The 19677-nt window shown below is 63.8% G+C and carries 14 protein-coding genes, 1 tRNA gene and 3 pseudogenes; 11 read left to right on the top strand and 7 right to left on the bottom strand.

Annotated features, from left to right (window positions below; all coding sequences use genetic code 11):
- Positions 1-133 precede the first annotated feature (133 nt).
- The 6 genes and pseudogenes from ONR75_RS01570 to ONR75_RS01545 all read right to left on the bottom strand — a co-directional run bounded on the left by ONR75_RS01570 (position 134) and on the right by ONR75_RS01545 (position 6409).
- Positions 134-730 (bottom strand): c-type cytochrome, encoded by a 597-nt coding sequence (locus ONR75_RS01570; protein ID WP_413776422.1) that lies wholly within the window; start codon positions 728-730, stop codon positions 134-136.
- A 175-nt stretch (positions 731-905) separates the two neighbouring features.
- Positions 906-2161 (bottom strand): annotated as a pseudogene (locus tag ONR75_RS01565) (PQQ-dependent sugar dehydrogenase).
- 198 nt (positions 2162-2359) lie between these two features.
- The gene (locus tag ONR75_RS01560; RefSeq protein WP_265081088.1) at positions 2360-4651 is read right to left on the bottom strand and encodes a DUF2235 domain-containing protein; all 2292 of its coding nucleotides are present in this window, start codon (positions 4649-4651) and stop codon (positions 2360-2362) included.
- A 130-nt stretch (positions 4652-4781) separates the two neighbouring features.
- Complete coding sequence (locus ONR75_RS01555) at positions 4782-5717, bottom strand: DUF5996 family protein (protein ID WP_265081087.1); 936 nt, start codon at positions 5715-5717, stop codon at positions 4782-4784.
- A 58-nt stretch (positions 5718-5775) separates the two neighbouring features.
- Positions 5776-6156 carry a hypothetical protein gene (locus ONR75_RS01550; RefSeq protein ID WP_265081086.1) on the bottom strand — a complete coding sequence of 127 codons (381 nt, stop codon included), beginning with the start codon at positions 6154-6156 and terminating at the stop codon, positions 5776-5778.
- Between the two features lie 178 nt (positions 6157-6334).
- A tRNA-Gly gene (locus ONR75_RS01545) sits at positions 6335-6409 on the bottom strand.
- A gap of 295 nt (positions 6410-6704) precedes the next feature.
- On the opposite strand from ONR75_RS01545, the gene trxA reads away from it, so the two are divergent.
- From trxA to ONR75_RS01530, 3 genes and pseudogenes are all read left to right on the top strand, one after another.
- Positions 6705-7622, top strand: a complete 918-nt coding sequence (trxA, locus tag ONR75_RS01540) for a thioredoxin (protein WP_265081085.1) — start codon at positions 6705-6707, stop codon at positions 7620-7622.
- Between the two features lie 30 nt (positions 7623-7652).
- Positions 7653-8325 (top strand): annotated as a pseudogene (locus ONR75_RS01535) (LON peptidase substrate-binding domain-containing protein).
- 105 nt (positions 8326-8430) lie between these two features.
- Positions 8431-8631: a Trm112 family protein gene (locus ONR75_RS01530; protein WP_265081084.1), complete on the top strand. Its 201-nt coding sequence runs from the start codon at positions 8431-8433 to the stop codon at positions 8629-8631.
- Positions 8632-8679: 48 nt separating this feature from the next.
- On the opposite strand, the gene ONR75_RS01525 is transcribed toward ONR75_RS01530, so the two are convergent.
- Entirely contained in the window at positions 8680-9900 is a 1221-nt protein-coding gene (locus ONR75_RS01525) for a ubiquinone biosynthesis hydroxylase (RefSeq protein WP_265081083.1), read from the bottom strand.
- 119 nt (positions 9901-10019) lie between these two features.
- Here ONR75_RS01525 and tesB point away from each other — a divergent pair, with 119 nt between their 5' ends.
- From tesB to ONR75_RS01485, 8 genes and pseudogenes are all read left to right on the top strand, one after another.
- Positions 10020-10895 (top strand): acyl-CoA thioesterase II, encoded by an 876-nt coding sequence (tesB, locus tag ONR75_RS01520; RefSeq protein WP_265081082.1) that lies wholly within the window; start codon positions 10020-10022, stop codon positions 10893-10895.
- Between the two features lie 147 nt (positions 10896-11042).
- The gene (locus ONR75_RS01515; protein ID WP_265081081.1) at positions 11043-11381 is read left to right on the top strand and encodes a P-II family nitrogen regulator; all 339 of its coding nucleotides are present in this window, start codon (positions 11043-11045) and stop codon (positions 11379-11381) included.
- A 444-nt stretch (positions 11382-11825) separates the two neighbouring features.
- Entirely contained in the window at positions 11826-12164 is a 339-nt protein-coding gene (locus ONR75_RS01510) for a P-II family nitrogen regulator (RefSeq protein WP_068730208.1), read from the top strand.
- A gap of 37 nt (positions 12165-12201) precedes the next feature.
- The gene (locus ONR75_RS01505; RefSeq protein ID WP_265081080.1) at positions 12202-13641 is read left to right on the top strand and encodes an ammonium transporter; all 1440 of its coding nucleotides are present in this window, start codon (positions 12202-12204) and stop codon (positions 13639-13641) included.
- Between the two features lie 285 nt (positions 13642-13926).
- Positions 13927-15185, top strand: a pseudogene (locus ONR75_RS01500) (aminotransferase class I/II-fold pyridoxal phosphate-dependent enzyme).
- Entirely contained in the window at positions 15182-17659 is a 2478-nt protein-coding gene (locus tag ONR75_RS01495; RefSeq protein WP_265081079.1) for a DNA translocase FtsK, read from the top strand. Before ONR75_RS01500 ends, ONR75_RS01495 begins: the two are co-directional and overlap by 4 nt.
- A 182-nt stretch (positions 17660-17841) precedes the next feature.
- The gene (locus ONR75_RS01490; protein WP_265081078.1) at positions 17842-18693 is read left to right on the top strand and encodes an outer membrane lipoprotein carrier protein LolA; all 852 of its coding nucleotides are present in this window, start codon (positions 17842-17844) and stop codon (positions 18691-18693) included.
- Positions 18694-18840: 147 nt separating this feature from the next.
- On the top strand, positions 18841-19656 hold the full coding sequence (locus ONR75_RS01485; RefSeq protein ID WP_265081077.1) for an exodeoxyribonuclease III: 816 nt from the start codon (positions 18841-18843) through the stop codon (positions 19654-19656).
- The last annotated feature ends 21 nt before the right edge of the window (positions 19657-19677 follow it).

Genomic DNA, 19677 nt, shown 5'->3' with positions numbered 1-19677 from the left:
GGTGGAATTATCTGTAGGATGGGTAGAGCGACGGCCGCGCTTGCGCGACCGTCGGCGAAACCCTTCGCGACATCGCCCGCTATCGATGGGTTTCGCTTCGCTCTACCCATCCTACGCGATTGTGAGTCGCTCCCTACAAATGCGCGAGGTAGTGCGCCAGCGCGTCGATCTCTTCCGCGCTGAGCGGATAGGCGACGTCGGCCATCGCCGCCATGCCGCCGCCGGAGCGCACGCCGGACTTGTAGTCATGCAGCGCCTTGCGCAGATAGTCCTCGCGCTGGCCGGCGATCCGCGCCACGCCCTTGGTCCCGGCATAGGTGTCAGTGTGGCACGACGCGCAGCGGCGGCCGGCGGCTGCCTGGGCGCCCTTCGCCGACAGATCCGGATCGGCATCCGGCGTCTTGTCCTTTTTCGGCGGCAGCGACGCGAAATAGGCACCGAGATTTCGCACGTCCTCATTGCTGAGGGTTTCGATGATCGGCTGCATCGCCTCATTCTTGCGGGTGCCGCTGCGGAAGAAGATCAGCTGCCACTGGATGAACAGATCGGGTTGCCCCGCCAGCGACGGGATATTTTCGGTCTGCGAGATACCGCCCTCGCCATGGCAGGCGGTGCAGACCTCGGCCTTGGCCTTGCCGGCGGCGAGATCCGCGGCGTGGATTTTGTCCAGGTGGGTGAAGAACAGCAAAGGAAGTGCAGCGAGAACCAGTCGGAGTCGCATGAGGGGCATTTCCATTCAAACTTAGAAGCTCGTCATCCCGGGATGCGCTTCGGACGGCGACGCCGGCCGGAGTGCAGACCCGGGATCTCGAGATGTTCAGCCACTTCGGGATTCCCCGTCACTCCAATTGGAGTGGCTGAGGTTCGCGCGCAGCTTGCGCTGCGCGCGTCCGAAGTGACAACGGTCACTTCTTGTAGCTGATGCGGTAGATCGCACCGGCCCAGTCGTCGGCCACAAGGATCGCGCCGTCCTTGGCCATCACGATGTCAGCGGGACGGCCGAGATAGCCCTGATCACCCTCGATCCAGCCCGAGGCGAACACCTCCTGCTTGGCGTTCTTGCCATCCGGCCCGACCATCACCCGCATGATCCGCGCGCCCTGGTACTTGTGCCGGTTCCAGGATCCGTGCTCGGCGATCAGGATGTTGTCCTTGTACGCGGCCGGAAACATGCTGCCGGTATAGAACTTCATGCCGAGCGGAGCGACGTGAGCGCCGAGGTTCAGCACCGGCGGCGTGAACTCCGAACACTTGTGGCCCATGGCAAATTTCGGATCCGGCATATTGCCCTGGTGGCAGTGCGGATAGCCGAAATGTTCGCCGAGCTTGGAGATCATGTTGAGCTTGTCGCTTGGCGTATCGTCGCTCATCCAGTCGCGGGCGTTTTCGGTGAACCAGTATTTTCCGGTGCGCGGATCGATATCGCCGCCGACGCTGTTGCGGACGCCGAGCGCCACGATCTCGGCATTGCCGGTTTTCGGATCGACACGACGGATCTGCGACAGCGAGGTCGGCGGAATGCCGATATTGAACGGAGGTCCGAACGGCACGTAGAACCAGCCGTCCTTGTCCGCGACCAGATACTTCCAGCCGTGGGCGGCATAGGACGGCATGTCGTCATAGACCACCTTGCCGTCGCCGAGCTTGTCGAGATTGGCCTCGGCATTGTCGTAACGGATCAGCTTGTCGATATCGATCACGTATAGGGCGCCATCGCGGAACGCGATGCCGGTGGGCATCTTCAATCCCTTGATGACGGTCTTGACGTCCTTCTTGCCGTCTTTTTCGGTGATGGCGTAGACGTTGCCGAGACCGAACGAGCCGACGAACAGCGTGCCCTTGTCGCCCCATGCCATCTGCCGCGCTGCCAGCACGCCTGACGCATAGACCTCGATCTTGAAGCCCGCCGGCAGCTTGATCTTCTTCATCATGGTGGCGAGTTCGGCCTCCGACGAGCCGGTCGGCGGTCCGGATGGCGGTGCCAGCCCCTTCTGGGCTTCGGTCTCGTCACCGAGGAACCAGTCATCCGGCGGATGAGTCCAGAATTCCTTTTGCCGGATTCGTATTTCTTGAGTTGTTGCTGGGCGCTGGCCTGGCTGATCCCCGCGATGGCGATGATGGCGGCGCATGCAAGCACGGATCGACGGAACATCGATGGCATCGTGTCACTCCCTGGGCAGCTCGTTGCGGCTGCAATGTTTTATTGAACGTACGAGACGAACCTTGTTGGTCTGGCTTAGCCCGACGGCGCGATGCTACCACAAGTTCTGCAAGCGCCAAGGGCCACCACGATCAGGCAATGCTGCACGAGCTGGCACTTCGTTGCATTGCGGCAATAGCGGATCCGCGACGCGTCCCGTTACTTGGTTCGGGTCACCGTGATCCGCGCAGAACCCTGATTGTTGCGATAGAAGCGATCGTACAACCCCGGCACACCGATCACTGCATCGTTGACGAAGATGAACAATTCGCCATCGCGAGTCGGGGTCATGTTGAAGCGAATGAGGGGATCGGTCGGATCATAGAGATAGAACGCCTCCTCCCCGCCCGTCCTGCCATAGCGGAAGACGACCTCGAACCAGTCCTCGAACAGCTCACGTCGTAACGGAACGGCCGCGTAGAACAGAATGGACTTGAACCAGCCGGCCGACGGCAACGGCGATGCCCCGGCCTTGACGGCAATGCCTCCGTCGGACCAGTCCGCCGTCGGCACCATCCTGATATTGTATTTGGTCCGGCCACCCTTCAGCATCACGCCGGTGGCGTGACAGAATTCCGCAGTCCTGAACTCCACCGGCAAATCCACGCTCTGATTGACGTCGAGATGGATCGTCTCGGCTGACTCCTTGCAGGTCGCTCCCCAGACATCCTGAATGTTGAACAGCAGGTGGCTGGCGATCGCGAGCCCCAGATACAGGAACATCACGGCAAAGACGAACGGCGCGACATGGGATTTGGCGCCGGTGAGAACCGCGGAATACACCGCGCTGCTGCGGATCCGGTAGAGCAGGCTGCTCGGCAGGCCGCCGGGCGCGCCGGGCCGTCGTAGCCAGATGGCGCCCATCTTTCCAGACGTCACGCCGGCGATATGGCTCCCGAGATAGAGCAGACCGGCAACCAGCGCGACCGAGAACAGGAAAAGGCCAGGCTCCCGGGCATAGCCGTCGATCCAGAACCGCGCATGGGTCGGTAGAAAGCCCTGAAAAACACGGAGGATGTCGGAGGCCCAACGAAACCGGCTGTTCAGCTCGTCGACGGGCTGGGCGTCGCGCACCAGAGGAAAGATCACCAGCCACAACGTCGCCGCCACCGTCAGGAAGTAGACGGCGCGCCGCTTCCAGATTTCATTCCAGACGTGTTCCTGCGCCAGCGCACGCTCGGCCGCGGCCGCATTGCTTTCGAATGGCCGGCCATCCGGCGAGAGAGTGAACTGGTCGGGCGTTACGATCTCGCCATCGTCCTTCACGACATCGTAGAGCGGCGGCAGGCCGACCGGGGCATAGGCATGGGCGCGATTGCCGATGCGCTTGAAGACGCTCTCATGAATCTTGGCACGGCCGACCTGCACCTCGTCGCCTTCGCCCTTGGCGGCCTGCGGATAGAAGTCAGGCACCAGCTTGCGCGGACCGTAGCGGTAATAGCCGCCCATTCCCTTGCGCGGATCGTAGAGCCGGCCATCCTTGTCGCGCTTCGAGATGGCGTTCTTGAACGTGTCGGGATCGGCGATCATGGCGCCGGGCGGCGGCGGTGCGGGCAGCAGGCCTGAGTAATCCGTCTTGAACCGCAGACCGCAGCGCTGCGCCTCGACAATCATCCAGACCAGCGCGACGTAAGCGAGCGAATCGTCGGGGTAGCCGCCACCGACATTCGAATGCACGCCGGGAAACCAGACCTGCGCGATGCGCTCGGCCGCGACGGTGCGGTTTCCGGCCGGGCTGGCGGCGGTGGCGTTGTCTTCGCGCCACAGCTGCGGGTGAAAGGTCGTGCGCTCCTCGTCGAGCGCCAGCGCCTGCCGCGCCCAGGTGACCTTGTCGCTCAACTGACCGTCGGGAAGCTCGATCGGCCACAAGTACTTGTGAATTCCGTCGTTCATCTCCTTCACCGGGAAACCGTAGGCGGAAACGGTGTCCCACACCCCGATGAAATGAATTTTCGCGACGGCATCCTTCTTCCCGACGGGCGGATAGACCGGTCCGAACTTGTTGCGAATATATTGATAGGGGCCTTCGAGCAGCAGCCGCTTGTAGCGATCCTTGCGGTAGGCGCGATAGGCGGCACTGGCGAGACTGTGCAACTCGGCTTCGTTGTCCGATCTCACCAGCCCCTGATTGGCAATCACGCCCATGACAATGCGGATCGTGAAAGCGCCGCGGCTGAAGCCGAAACCGAACAGCCTGTCGGATTCGTCGCGGTAGTTGCGGCAGGCGAACTTGTAGATTTCGATCACATTGCGCCGCAGCCCGAAGCCGAAGGCGCCGCCGAGAATCGCCCACGGCTTGAACGAGGACGTGCCGACGCCGTCGTCGTAATAGGCAACCTGGTCAGACTCCGACAGGTCGAGCGCCTCGAAGATGCGCCAGACGTTGGTTCGCCAGACCTTGGCCGACGAATTGCCGGTGCCGTCCGACAGCAGGACAATGTTTCTGCCCATCAACGCCTCCCCGAACGACACGACCGACCATTGCCCGCAGGCGAGGGAGGATCATCTCGCCGGGCGGCAAATTCAATCGCCCATTGTAGTTGGAACGAGGATCGCGCGGCGGTCTGTGAGGCAGCGCACACTACAGTTGGCGCGGCTGGCCCGTCTGGCCGATGGCGCACTCCAGCGCCCCGCGATCCCACCCGGCAAGATTGGCGGCGGCTTCGTAGGTACTCTGCAGGAATTGCATCAGGGCGGCGTCGGGATCGGCGGCGGTGCGAACCGCATCGTAAGGCAGAATGAATTCGCCGAGGTCCTTGCTGAAGAATGCCGCATCGGGCCGCACCGGCGCATCGGCAAAGCCGGCCGGCGCCGGATAGGCGTAGGAATAGAAGGCGGGATAGTCGATGGCGCCGCCGCCGGGCCAGAAGCCGGCGCTGGAGACCTCGTGCGAATAGGCCTCGCGCGCGACGGCGTCGGCGAGATGCGGCACGCCACCTGGATGCGGGGGTGCGCCGCGTCCGGAAAACCGCGTCACCGCCAGATCAAAACTACCCCAGAAGAAATGCACCGGACTGGCTTTGCCGATGAAGCCGGTACGGAATTGCTTGAACACGCGATCGGCCTGCCGCAGCACCTGCCCGAACCGCGCAACAGCATCGGGATCGTAGGACGCATGGACCGTATCGGCACCGAACCGGATCGGATTGGCGACCTCGTTGGGCAGGTCGTCGATGCTGACGGAAATGTCGAGCTCCGCCAGCAAGGCGATCAGTTCGGCGTAGAACGCCGCGACGCTCTGCGCCCGCAACGGCAATTGCCGCTGTGGCCCGTCGCTGGTGGTGATTAGCAGGACGTGGTCGACCAGATCGAAGGCGAGTTCGAAGCTGCGATCGCCGTCGGGGATCGGGGAGGTCGTTAGTCCGCGCGCGGTGACATAGAGCGCCACGTGCCACGAATGGTTCAGCCACGGCGTGCGCGACAGCCTGATCTTGCCGACGATCTGTGTCCACAGCTGCAGCGTCTCGCAGCTGTCGCGCCATGCCGCATAGGGCAGCGCCGGCCAGCCGCCGCTCAAAGAGCCCCTCGGCTGAGATAGTGCCAGGCCACGGCCAGCACGATCAGGCCGATGAAGATCAGCGCCACCGGCAGCTTCTTCTTTCGCGCGGCGGCGGCGCGCTCGGCTTGATCTTGCGGAAGGGCGTGACGTTGTCGTTGTTGTCGGGCATTTGTCTCGTTCTCGGAGCGGACTTGATGTCGGGAGGCGTTCCGGTGCCGCCGAGGCGAGCATAATAGCTCCGGTAGACGATCCGGATGGTGGTGTCCGCGGCAGCGGACTCAGCGACCTTGTTCTGTGCCAGCAAGGCGCGATAGCCGGCGAAGAAAGCCTGGGCCTCCTGCGGCAGGGCGTCGATGCTGTTGAGCTTGGCCATCATCAGCCAGGTCGCAAAATCGGCCCGCGCCTCGTCATTGGCGCGCTTGGCAATTTCGAGATTGGAATCGGTTGTCGCCGGCATCGCGCGCCCCACCCTGAGGATCGGATTGTCTGCCCAACGTGGGACGATTTCAAGCGGCGCGGCTTTGACCTGGCACAAACGAGCATGACGCCGGGCAATGATGACACAAACGACAAGGCCGCCTTGCGGCGGCCTGTCATGGTGTCGTGTTAGATCGTCTGAAGTGCCAAGAAAGTTCTGGAGCGGGCGAAGGGATTCGAACCCTCGACCCCGACCTTGGCAAGGTCGTGCTCTACCACTGAGCTACACCCGCATCCGAGAAGCTGGCGGCGCGTTCGCGCCGCCGACGCGCAGACCTATGCCAAATGCGGCACGCGAATGCAACAGCAAGACTGCTCTTCGCACGCAATCGGTTAATCGGACCAAATTGGGCGGTATTTGCCGAATTCGGCTGAAAAGCCGCTCAAATCATGGAAATTGCGCCTGTCGGGCCGAATCGCCCGCCGGTCGGCCTGTTCCAGCCGATTGTAAAATGACGCGGCGAGCGCCATTTAAATGCCGGGCCATGCTAGAATCGGCCAAATCTTTCGACATCAGACGAGGTTCACGTGACCATTATGGAACAGGGCGGCGCAGCGCCGCAGGCAGCCTCCGGTCTCATCAAGGAGACGACCACCCAAAGCTTCGTGAAGGACGTCATCGAGGAATCCAAGCACCAGCCGGTGCTGATCGACTTCTGGGCGCCCTGGTGCGGCCCGTGCCGGACTCTGACCCCAATCATCGAAAAGGCCGTGATGGCCGCCAAGGGCCAGGTCAAGCTGGTCAAGATGAACATCGACGAGCACCCTGACATTCCCGGGCAGATGGGCATCCAGTCGATTCCGGCCGTGATCGCCTTCGTCGATGGCCGACCGGCCGACGGCTTCATGGGCGCGGTGCCGGAAAGCCAGGTGACCGCCTTCATCGACAAGCTCACCGCCGGCATGCCGGGGGCCGAGCCCACCGTGGCTGAATTGCTGAAAGAAGCGGAAACCATCCTCGCCGAGGGCGACGCCGCCGGCGCCGCCGCCGTCTATGCCGAGGTGATCGCCGCCGACGCCGCCAGTATCCCGGCGCTGGCCGGCCTGGCGAAGTGCTACGTCGCCACCGGCGCCCTCGAGCAGGCAAAACAGACGCTGGAGCTGGTGCCGGCCGCGAAGCGCGAGGATGCCGCGGTCAAGGCCGTGCAGGCGGCCATCGATCTGGTCGAACAGGCGGCTGCGCTCGGTCCCGTCACCGAACTGGAACAGAAAGTCGCCGCAAATCCGTTGGATCATCAGGCGCGCTTCGACCTCGCGATCGCCCTGAATGCTGCCGGCCAGCGCCCGGAGGCGACGAGTCATCTGCTCGAGATCGTCAAGCGCGACCGCAAATGGAACGAGGACGGCGCGCGCAAGCAGCTGATCCAGTTCTTCGAGGCGTGGGGACCGACCGACGAGGCCACCCTCGACGGCCGCAAGCGGCTTTCCACCATTCTGTTTTCCTGAGCAATGGCGACTTCAGCATCGGAACCGGACATGGCGATCAATGCCGACTATCGCGGACCCGGCGATCTGCCGGAGGTGATTCCGGTCTTCCCGCTGCCCGGCGCCCTGCTGCTGCCGCGCGGCCAGATGCCGCTGAACATTTTCGAACAGCGCTATCTGGCCATGGTGGATGATTCGTTCCGGGACGGGCATCGCCTGATCGGCATGATCCAGCCCGATGTCTCGCACTCCCCGACGAGGACAAGCCGGCGCTGTTCCGGGTCGGCTGCGTCGGCCGAATCACCCAGCTCGCCGAAGCCGGCGACGGCCGCTACATCCTTGAACTGACCGGCATCGCCCGTTTCAAGGTGCTGGAGGAGCTTTCGGTGCTCACGCCTTACCGGCAATGCCGGGTCGACTACTTTCCCTTCGTCGACGATTTCACCGCGCGCAAGGGCGAAGAGGCGGTGAACCGCGAGGCGCTGCTGGAAGTGCTGACGGACTTCCTCAAGGCCAATAATCTCAAGGTCGACTGGGAAGGCGTGGAGAGCGCGCCGAACGAGGCGCTGGTCAATGCGCTGGCGATGATGTCGCCCTATGGCGCCCCGGAAAAGCAGGCCATGCTGGAAGCCCCGGATCTCAAGACCCGCGCAGAAATCCTGATCGCAGTCACCGAGATGGACCTGGCAAAAAACGCACCAGCGGCGACCCGCCGCTGCAGTGACTGCCCGCGCGTCGTCGGCTTCCGATGCGTCGCCCGGCGAATTGTGTTGCGCCGGCATCCTGATAAAATACCAAGCTTGATCGTTCGAGTTGCCGGAGCGCGCCCATGACTGCCACACCCGTTGAACGCCTCGAAGGCACCGTCGATCCGAAATTGCTGGAAATCCTGGTGTGCCCGCTCACCAAGGGGCAGCTGGAATTCGATGCGACCCGGCAGGAACTGGTCTCCCGGAAGGCGAAACTCGCTTATCCGATCCGCGACGGCATCCCGATCATGTTGCCGGAAGAAGCCCGCAAGATCGATTGAGCACGTCGTCCCGGCAAATTCGCGCGCGAGCGCAGGCCGGGACGACCGCTACAGCGCCTCGCCCTTCAGCAGCCGCGGCACTTCGCCCGACAGTCCGGCGGCCTGGCGGATGAACACGCTCTTCAGCGGCGGCAGGCGATCGACAAGGCCGAGACCAATGTCGCGTACGCTGCGCAGCAACGTCGACTTGTTGGAGAACAGCAGGTTCAGCGCGTTGGTGGCGACACCCATCGCCATGGTGTCGAAGCGGCGCCAGCGCTGGTAGCGATCGAGCACGTCGGCCTGGCCGAAGTCGATGCCGAGGCGCGCGGCATCGACGATGGTCTCCGCCAGCGCCGCCACATCCTTGAGGCCCATGTTGAGCCCCTGCCCGGCGATCGGATGAATCAGGTGCGCGGCGTCGCCGACCAGCGCCAGCCGCTCGCCGATGAAGGAACGCGCCACGAAATAGCCGAGTGGAAACGCACGCGGTCTGTCCAGCGCCTTCACCTCACCGAGATGCAGGCCGAAGCGCTGTTCGAGTTCGGTGTGAAACTCGTCGTCCGGCAAGGCCGCGATGCGCGTCGCCTCGCTGCGCGTCTCGGTCCATACCAGCGACGAGCGCCGCCCGGTAAGCGGCAGGATCGCGAACGGACCTGCGGGGAGAAAGTGCTCTTCTGCGCGGCCCTGATGGTCGCGCTCGTGGCCGACGGTGACCACGATGCCGGACTGGTCGTAGTCCCAGCCGTGGGTGGCGATGCCGGCGCGTTCGCGCAGCTTCGAGCGCGCGCCGTCGGCGGCAACCAGCAGGGCCGCCTCGATCACACTGCCATCGCCGAGCGTGACGCTGATGCCGTCGGGGCGCGAATCGAAGGTGGTCACCATGGTCGGCCGCAGGTCGACGCCCGCGGCTTCCGCGCGGGTCACCAGCGTATCGATCAGAAGTCGGTTTTCCACCATATGGGCGAACGGTTCGCCGGGTTCGACATTGCCCGCAAAGGTCAGAAACACCGGCCGCGTGGCATCTTCGAGCTTGGAATCGGTCACCACCATGTCGAGGATCGGCTGCGCCTGCGCCGCCACCTCGTCCCAGACGCCGATGGCGCCGAACAGCCGGCGGCAGGCGGCGACGATGGCCGTGGCGCGCTGGTCGCGGCTTGGCCGCGCCGCCAGCGCCGGATCGGCAACGATGATCGGAATGTCCGGCCCAAGCCCCTGGCGCAGCGCCAGCGCCAGCGCCAGTCCGGCGAACGCCCCGCCGCCAATCACGATGCCTCGTTGCGATGCCATGTCAGACCGATCCGTACTCGCTGTTGCAACAGGCTTATAGCTGGGCGAAACAGGAACCGAAACAAGGGTGCACGCGGTATCTTGCCTTCCGTGCCTGCAACCGCGACCGGATGACGCCGATGTCCAAGAGCCTGATCGACCTGCTGGATATTCTCAACCTCGAGACCCTCGAGGTGAACATGTTCCGCGGCACCAGCCCGAAGACGCGTTGGCAGCGGGTGTTCGGCGGTCAGGTGATCGGCCAGGCCATGGTGGCCTCATGCCGGACCGTGGAAGGTCGCTTTCCGCACTCCCTGCACTGCTATTTCATCCTCCCGGGCGACCCCGCCATCCCGATCATCTATGAGGTCGAGCGGCTGCGCGACGGCAAGAGCTATTCGACCCGGCGCGTCACTGCGATCCAGCACGGCCAGGCGATCTTCTCGATGATGGTCTCGTTCCATGTCAGCGAGCCCGATTCCTTCGACCATCAGGACCAGATGCCCGACGTGCCGCCGCCGGAAAAACTGTCCGCCGAGGAACTGGCCAAGGATCCAATCATCAACCAGATGCCGGAATTCATCAGGCGCTATTACGAGTCCGATCGTCCGATCGAACTGCGGCCGGTGGAATTTCAGCGCTATTTCGGCACCGCGGTCCCCGATGGCCGGATCAACATCTGGATCCGCACCGCCGCCAAGCTGCCGGACGATCCGGCGCTGCACATGTGCGCGCTCGCCTATGCTTCCGACTTTTCGCTGCTGGATTCGGTAATGGCGCGCTACGGCCGCACGTTGTTCGATGGCAAGGTGATGGCGGCGAGCCTCGATCACGCCATGTGGTTTCACCGCCCGTTCCGTGCCGACGAATGGCTGCTCTACAGCCAGGACAGCCCCAGCGCCCAGGGCGGACGCGGGCTGGCGCGCGGGCTGATCTTCAAGCCCGACGGCACACTTGTCGCGTCGGTGGCGCAGGAGGGCTCGATCCGCGAGCGGCGGGAGAAGCCCGCGACCTAGCCGGCCCCGATCGCCTCTCACTGCGCAAAGCTTTGGCGCCGCGATAGATTCCGCTTATTTTCCACGCGCCATGCCGATATAACTGGCATAGATATACGTCACGTTCCCGCCTTGGCGGGCGCCTGAGGAATTGCACAGGAAGCTTTCATGAAATTGGTCGTTGCGATTATCAAGCCCTTCAAGCTGGACGAAGTTCGCCAGGCCCTCACCGCCATCGGCGTGCACGGCATGACCGTCACCGAAGTGAAGGGTTATGGGCGCCAGAAGGGCCACACCGAGATGTATCGCGGCGCCGAATATGTGGTGAACTTCCTGCCCAAGCTGCGGCTCGAGATCGCGATTGCTGCCGACCTCGCCACCAAGGCCGTCGAGGTGATCACCTCCAGCGCCCGGACCGGCCAGATCGGCGACGGCAAGATCTTCGTTGTCCCCATCGATCACGCCCGTCGGATTCGGACCGGCGAGACCGACCGCGACGCACTCTGAGGCACGGCGCTTTCGCGCGACAGTCGCCTTGATGACCGGCGGCGCCAGGACCGCACCCTGTCAGGTTGCTCCAGTGAGAAAAACACGCCCCGGTTAAAACGGCCTCAGCTTTGCGCAGATTTGGCGGAATGGCGGATAGGCGCATATTATATTACCATTCAGCTGCCTTCCCCATAAGCACGAATATGTCGACAGCCTGTCGTGGCGCTATTTTGATCGGGGCTGCGTAATTCTTGGGCGCGACCGAATAGCGCACCCGGGGCCAAACCCCCAAAACCTCGAAAAGCTGGGCGTTCAGAGACCGTTAGGAAATTCCACCGATCTGGCACGGCATTTGATTCTATCTGGGCTGGCTGTGCCCGCGTAGTGATCTTCTCCGCGTGGTGAACCTCAGTCGAGATCGCCCGGCCGTGTTGGGCCCGGGCACAAGCGGGGATAGGACCCATGAAAATTGTTATGGCGATCATCAAGCCATTCAAGCTTGAGGAAGTCCGTGATGCTTTGACCGCCATCGGCGTTCACGGTTTGACGGTGACGGAAGTGAAGGGCTACGGCCGACAGAAGGGCCATACGGAAATCTATCGCGGTGCTGAATACGCGGTGAGCTTTCTGCCCAAGATCAAGATCGAGGTTGCTGTCGCCTCGGACCAGGTCGACAAAACCATCGAAGCCATCACCACCGCGGCCAAGACCGGACAGATCGGCGACGGCAAGATCTTCGTCATCAACCTCGACCATGCGGTGCGCATCCGCACCGGCGAGGCCGATGCTGCAGCCCTCTGATTTCGCGCTCACCCTTTACCAATCAGGAGTATAAAAAATGACGTTCAAGCGTCCCTCTGGCGCGGGATTGGCGGCACTGGCCGTCGGCCTGTTTGCCGCAACCGCGGCATACGCCGACCCGACGGTCAACAAGGGCGACAACGCCTGGATGATGACCTCGACGGTGTTCGTGCTGTTGATGACCATTCCCGGCCTTGCGCTGTTCTACGGCGGCCTGGTTCGCTCCAAGAACATGCTCTCGGTGCTGATGCAGGTCTTCTACACAACCTGTATCGTCATGGTCCTGTGGGCGCTGTACGGCTACAGCATCACCTTCACCGGCGGTTCGCCCTACATCGGCGGCTTCTCCAAGGCTTTCCTGTCGGGTGTCACGCCTGACTCGATGGCTGCGACCTTCACTGCGGACGCCAATATCTCGGAACTGGTCTACTTCTGCTTCCAGATGACCTTCGCCGCCATCACCCCGGGCCTGATTGTCGGCGCCTTCGCCGAACGCACCAAGTTCGCGGCGATTGCCCTGTTCATGCCGCTCTGGGTGACGCTGATCTACTTCCCGATCGCGCACATGGTTTGGTACTGGGCTGGACCGGATGCCGTTGTGGCCGCCGCCAAGGCGCTCGCCGCAGCAGCTCCCGATGCCAAGGCAGCGGCGCAGGCCAAGCTTGACGAAGTCATGGCCGATGCCGGCCAGGTGTTCCTGTGGGGCGCTCTCGACTTCGCCGGCGGCACCGTGGTGCACATCAATGCCGGCATCGCTGGCCTGGTCGGTTGCCTGATCATCGGCAAGCGCACCGGCTACGGCAAGGACCTGATGGCTCCGCACTCGCTGACCATGACCATGATCGGCGCCTCGCTGCTGTGGGTTGGCTGGTTCGGCTTCAACGTCGGCTCCAACCTCGAAGCCTCCGGCACCGCCGGTCTGGCGATGACCAACACGTTCCTCGCCACCGCCATGGCGGCGATGTCGTGGATGTTCGCGGAGTGGATCACCAAGGGCCACCCGTCGCTGTTGGGTGCCGTGTCCGGCGCGGTTTCCGGGCTGGTTGCCGTCACGCCGGCCTGCGGCTTCGCGGGTCCGATGGGCGCGCTGGTTCTTGGCCTGATCGTCGGCGTCGTCTGCCTGTTCTTCTGCACCGTGATCAAGAACGCCATCGGCTATGACGACTCCCTCGATGTGTTCGGCGTCCATTGCGTCGGCGGCATCGTCGGCGCCCTGGCCACCGGCATCCTGGTCAACCCGGCCCTCGGCGGCACGGGCGTGATGGATTACGTGGCCGGCAAGATCGCCGACTACGACATGGTCACCCAGATGATCGCGCAGTGCAAAGCTGTCGCGACCACGCTGGTGTGGTCCGGCGTCGGCTCGGCGATCCTGTTCAAGGTCGTCGATGTCATCGTCGGCCTGCGCGTCAACGTTGAAGTCGAGCGCGAAGGCCTCGACGTCACCGAGCACACCGAGCGCGCCTACAACATGTAAGCGCCACGCCGCTGCGGACGATCGCATCGTCCGCAGCGAGCATCGGGGATCGGTTGGGGCACATACCCGGCAATGCTCCACCCGTCGAAGGGCTCCAGCGCAAGCTGGGGCCCTTCACCTTTGGGGCCCACCGCTGCCGCCACATCGGCCCCTGGAACCCGGCCATTTGCGACGCGGGCCGTCGATGGTTAATCGCGTCTTAACCTCGCCGTATCTATGGTGATTTGATCCTGTTTTGGTCGATCGCGAGTGGTCGATGGTTCCGAAAGTGCTGGCGCTTTACAGATGACAATGTCGGCTTCTTCCCATGCGGCGCCAGGCGTCGGCAGCTTGAGCGCGGCCGCTGCGGAGGGCGAACGTTCGCCATTCGCCCGGCTGACCGAGCTGTTGGCACCGTACCAGCCCGGCAAGCCGCTGATCACGCTGTCGCTGGGCGAACCGCAGCATCCGGTGCCGGATTTCGTCGGTCCCGTGCTGGCGCAGCACGTCGCCGAATTCGGCCGCTATCCCGCCGCCAAGGGCATCGAGCCGTTTCGCCGGGCCGCCGCGACCTGGATGGGGAAGCGTTTCGCACTGCCGCGGCCGCTCGATCCGGAAACCGAACTGCTCGTGCTGAACGGCAGCCGCGAAGGCCTGTTCCTCGCCGCCGTCGCCGCCGCACGTTACGTCGGCCCCCGCAAGGGCACGCCGGCGATCCTGCTGCCGAATCCGTTCTATCCCGCCTATGGCGCCGGCGCGCGCACCGCGGGCTGCGAGGCGATCTTCCTGCCGACCACATTGGCCAACGGTTTCCTGCCCGACCTCGACGCGCTTGATGAGGCGACCCTGTCGCGCACGGTGGCAATGTACATCGCGTCACCCGCCAATCCGCAGGGCGCGGTGGCCACGCCAGCCTATTTTGCACGCCTGCACAAATTGGCTCTGCGTTACGGCTTCATCGTGCTGTCCGACGAATGCTATTCAGAGATCTACACCCGGGAGGCCCCGGCAGCATGCTGGAATCCGCCGGGCCGGACTTCGCCAACGTGGTCGCGTTCCAGTCGTTGTCGAAACGCTCCAACCTGCCGGGCATGCGGATCGGCTTCGTGGCCGGCGACAGGAAGTTTCTCAGCGCATTTCACGAGCTACGCAACGTCGCGGCACCTCAGGTGCCCGTGCCGCTGCAGCACGTCGCGGTCGCGGCTTACAACGACGAGACGCATGTCGAGGAAAACCGCCGGCTGTATCGGCAAAAGTTCGATCTCGCCGACCAGATCCTCGGCAACCGTTTCGGCTACAAGCGCCCGGCCGGAGGCTTCTGCCTGTGGCTCGACGTTTCCGCGCATGGCGGCGACGAAGCGGCGACATTGAAGCTCTATCGCGAGGGCGGCGTGCGGGTCGTGCCCGGAAGCTACCTGGCGCGGCAGCAACCTGACGGCAGCAATCCCGGCGCCGGCTATATTCGTCTGGCCCTGGTGCAGGACAGTGATACGACCGCCGAGGCATTGCACCGGCTGGTCGAAATTCTGGATTCATCGCAGGGCGTCAAGAGCACGACTCCATGAGCACCACGATCGAACGCGTCATTCCCCTGGTCGGACAGCTGCCCGCATCGATTCGCGAAATGCTGGCGCGACGGCTGCGCGAACTCGCGGGTCTCGGCCTGATCGGCGTCGCCGGCGTCGCCGCTGCGGCGCTGATGACCTGGTCGGTGCAGGATCCGAGCTTCAGCCACGCCACCTCTCGCGCAATCCGTAATATCGTCGGCTATCCCGGCGCCATCGGCGCCGATCTGCTGATGCAGATTCTCGGCCTTGGCGCCATCATGCTGATCCTGCCGATCGCGGTTTGGGGCTGGCGGATGATGACGCACCGCCATTTCGATCGCGAGGCGCTGCGCATCGGCTGCTGGGTCCTCTGCACCATCCTCGCCTCGGGTTTCGCCAGTTGCTGGCAACACGGCGGATCGTGGCCGCTGCCCACCGGCGTCGGCGGCGTGGTCGGCGACGCGCTGTTTCGCGCGCCTGCGGTGGTGTTCGGTCCGGTCGGCTTCATCTATCGCTTCGTGTTGGGCATCATCCTGTGCACGGCGATGACGGCGACGTTCCTGATCGCCTGCGGCCTCGGCGCAAAGCAGAAGGAAGAAGAATTCGCCGAGATCGAGGACGATGACGCGCCATTCGAACACGAAGACAACGACCGCGGTTCGGTGTCACTGGGCTGGGTCGTGCACGCCGCCATGAGTGCCAAGGCGCGGCTCGGACGCCTGCTGTCGACGATCTACGGTCTGATGGTCGCAAGTGCGCCGGAGAAGGGCCGCGCATCGTTCGAGCGCCAGGAGCCCAATCTCGGCGGCCGCCGCTCGAGCCCGCCGATTGCGCCGCAGAGTCGCGACGACGACGACGACATCGACGACGAAGCGATGGATGACGACGAGGACGTGGACGACGAAGAGCCGGCGCCTGTCGCCAGCACGCCGCGCAAGAAGCCGGCCAAAGAGCCGAAGCGCAAATCCGGCGGCACATTCGAACTCCCCTCCGTCAACGTGCTGACGGCGCCCCGCGCAGCCGATCGGCAGCCGCTCAGCAAGGCGGAGCTGGAAGCCAATTCACGTGCGCTCGAAGTCGTGCTGAGCGACTTCGGCGTGCGCGGCGAAATCGTCAAGGCGCATCCAGGCCCGGTCGTCACGCTTTACGAACTCGAGCCCGCGCCTGGTATCAAGTCGTCGCGTGTCATCGGCCTCGCCGACGATATCGCGCGCTCCATGAGCGCCTTGTCCGCGCGTGTCGCCGTGGTGCCCGGCCGCAATGCCATCGGCATCGAGCTGCCGAACGCGCACCGTGAAAACGTCTATCTGCGCGAACTGCTGACGGTGAAGGACACCAATGACGGCAGCATCAAGCTGCCGCTGTGCCTCGGCAAGAACATCGGCGGCGATTCGATCATCATCGATCTTGCACGCACGCCGCACATGCTGATCGCCGGCACCACCGGTTCGGGTAAATCCGTCGCCATCAACACCATGATCCTCAGCCTGGTGTACCGGCTGCGGCCGGACCAGTGCCGCCTGATCATGGTCGATCCCAAGATGCTCGAACTGTCGGTCTATGACGGCATCCCGCATCTGCTGACGCCGGTCGTGACCGATCCCAAGAAAGCCGTGGTCGCCCTGAAGTGGGCGGTGCGCGAGATGGAAGAGCGCTACAAGCGCATGGCCAAGCTCGGCGTCCGCAATATCGACGGCTACAATGCGCGCCTGCTCGAAGCCAAGGGCAAGGGCGAAGAACTCAGCCGTACCGTTCATACCGGTTTCGACAAGGAGACCGGCAAGGCGATCTACGAGGAAGAGAAGCTCGATCTCGAGCCGTTGCCCTATATCGTCATCATCGTCGACGAAATGGCCGACCTGATGATGGTCGCCGGCAAGGACATCGAAGGCGCGGTACAGCGTCTCGCCCAGATGGCGCGCGCCGCCGGCCTGCACGTCATCCTGGCAACGCAGCGGCCGTCGGTGGACGTCATCACCGGCACCATCAAGGCCAACTTCCCGACCCGCATCTCCTTCCAGGTCACGTCGAAGATCGACAGCCGCACCATCCTCGGCGAGATGGGCGCCGAGCAGCTGCTCGGCCGCGGCGACATGCTGTACATGGCCGGCGGCGGACGCATCAGCCGCGTCCACGGCCCGTTCGTGTCCGACGAGGAAGTCGAGAAGGTGGTGCGCCATCTCAAGAGCCAGGGCCAGCCGGAATATCTCGAGGCGGTCACCGCGGAAGAGCCGGCCGAGGGCGAGGATGGCGCGGTGTTCGACGCCACCGGCATGGGTGCCGATGGCGGCGGCGACCTGTTCTCGCAGGCGGTGGCGATCGTCAAGCGCGACCGCAAGGCCTCGACCAGCTACATCCAGCGCCGACTGCAGATCGGCTACAACAAGGCGGCCTCGCTGATGGAGCGGATGGAGAACGAAGGCATCGTGGGCCAGCCCAACCACGCCGGCAAGCGCGAGATCCTGATCGAGGAAGAAGAGAGCGGCTTTTGACAAGGGTGATCGCCCAGATCGACAATCCCCGCGCCGCGACGCGAAATCGCCACAGCGCCGGGTTAGCGCCAGCCGTTGCGACCGCGGACGCAGTGTTGCGGTCCCGCGCGCGTAAAGCGTTACCCGCTGGGGCGGGAAACGCGGTAAAAAGCGCCGTAGTTGCCGAACAGGACCACGCCTTGATGAGACGCGCGACCCATCTCGCCGGACACCGGCTTTCGCTCCATGGGCTGCGTTTCGGCGCGGCTGCGCTGGCCGTTGCATTTGGCGTCGGCCTGCTGGTTCCCGCGGCCTTTGCGCAGGCGATTCCGTTACCGAGGCCGGCGCCCAAGGGGCGCGGCGGTAATATCGTGCTGTCTGCGTCCGAGACCTCGCCGCGACAGCCGGTCATCAACACCGGTACGACCGCGGCGGCGGCACCCAATCCGGTGATCCCCGATCCGCGCCGCAACGTGCCGGCGAGCATCTTCACGACGTTCGACGCCACCCAGAAGGCCCAGGCCGCCAAAGTCAGCGCCTATCTATCGTCGCTCAGCACGCTGGTCGGGAACTTCGTCCAGGTGGGGCCCGACGGCAGCAAGACCAAGGGCGATTTCTATATCCAGAAGCCCGGCAAGGTGCGCTTCGAATATGACCCTCCGACCCCGATCGCCATGATCGCCGACGGCTCGTCGCTGGCGGTGCGGGACACCAAGCTGGCGACGCAGGACATCTATCCGCTGTCGCAGACCCCGCTGCGTTATCTCTTGTCCGACCGCATCGACCTGCTGCGCGATACCAATGTCGTCGCGATCACCGGCGACGATCTCTACACCTCGGTGACGATCGAGGAGAAGAATGCGCTGGTGGGCACTTCCCGCCTGATGCTGATGATCGGCACCAAGGACGGCCAGCTCAAGCAATGGACCGTCACCGATCCGCAGGGCTATGACACCACGGTGGCGATCTACAACCTCGACACCACGAAGAAGCCGGATCCCGGCATGTTCAAGATCGACTTCACCAAATATCCCACCGGCAACGGCAACAACTAGCTCTCTGACCCGGATAAGGGTTTCCCGGGCTCGGCGCCTGCTGTACTCCTCACCCGTCTCGACCGCCCGTGCGAAGCAAAGCTTCGCTAGAGCGGTCGATCCACCCTCTCCCGCAAGGGGAGAGGGAAGTGAGAGAACGATCTTCCCATGCACTTCAAACTGACCACCTGGAACATCAATTCGGTGCGGTTGCGCATCGACCTCGTCGCTAAATTTCTCGAGGAGGTGCAGCCCGACGTCCTGTGCCTGCAGGAAACCAAGACGCCCGACGATGCCTTTCCGCTGAAGCGACTGAAGCAGCTCGGCTACGAGCACATCGCGATCCACGGCCAGAAGGGTTATCACGGGGTCGCCGTCGTCTCTAAGCTGCCGTTCGAGTCCAGCGACGTCCGGGTGTTCTGCAACAATGTCGATTCGCGTCACATTTCCGTGGCGTTCGGCGAGAAAGCGGGCATGTCGGTCCCGCTGATCCTGCATAATTTCTACGTGCCTGCCGGCGGCGATATTCCCGATCCCGAACTCAATCCGAAGTTTGCGCACAAGCTGCAGTTCCTCGACGAGATGAGAGCCTGCGAGCCGCTGCATCCACGCGGCGATGCGCGCCACATCCTGGTCGGGGACCTCAACGTGGCACCGCACGAGCACGACGTCTGGTCGCACAAGCAGTTGCTCAAGATCGTGTCGCATACGCCGATCGAATGCGAGAAGTTGCTGGCGGTGCAGAGCGAGGGCGGCTGGATCGACGTCGCGCGCGAACGCATCCCGATGACCGAAAAGATCTACACCTGGTGGAGCTATCGCGCCGCCGACTGGACCTCCGCCAACCGCGGCCGCCGGCTCGATCACATCTGGGTATCGTCGGCCATGAAGGACATGATCCGCGATTTCACCGTGACGCGCGATGCGCGCAGCTGGGAACGGCCGTCCGACCACGTGCCGGTGACGACGGTACTGGAATTGTAGTGCGCTTCACTTCACCTCTCC

Source organism: Rhodopseudomonas sp. P2A-2r (assembly GCF_026015985.1).
Taxonomy (GTDB): Bacteria; Pseudomonadota; Alphaproteobacteria; order Rhizobiales; family Xanthobacteraceae; genus Tardiphaga.
The sequence above is the reverse complement of the archived record's forward strand: the minus strand, read 5'-3'. Positions and strand labels throughout refer to the sequence as shown.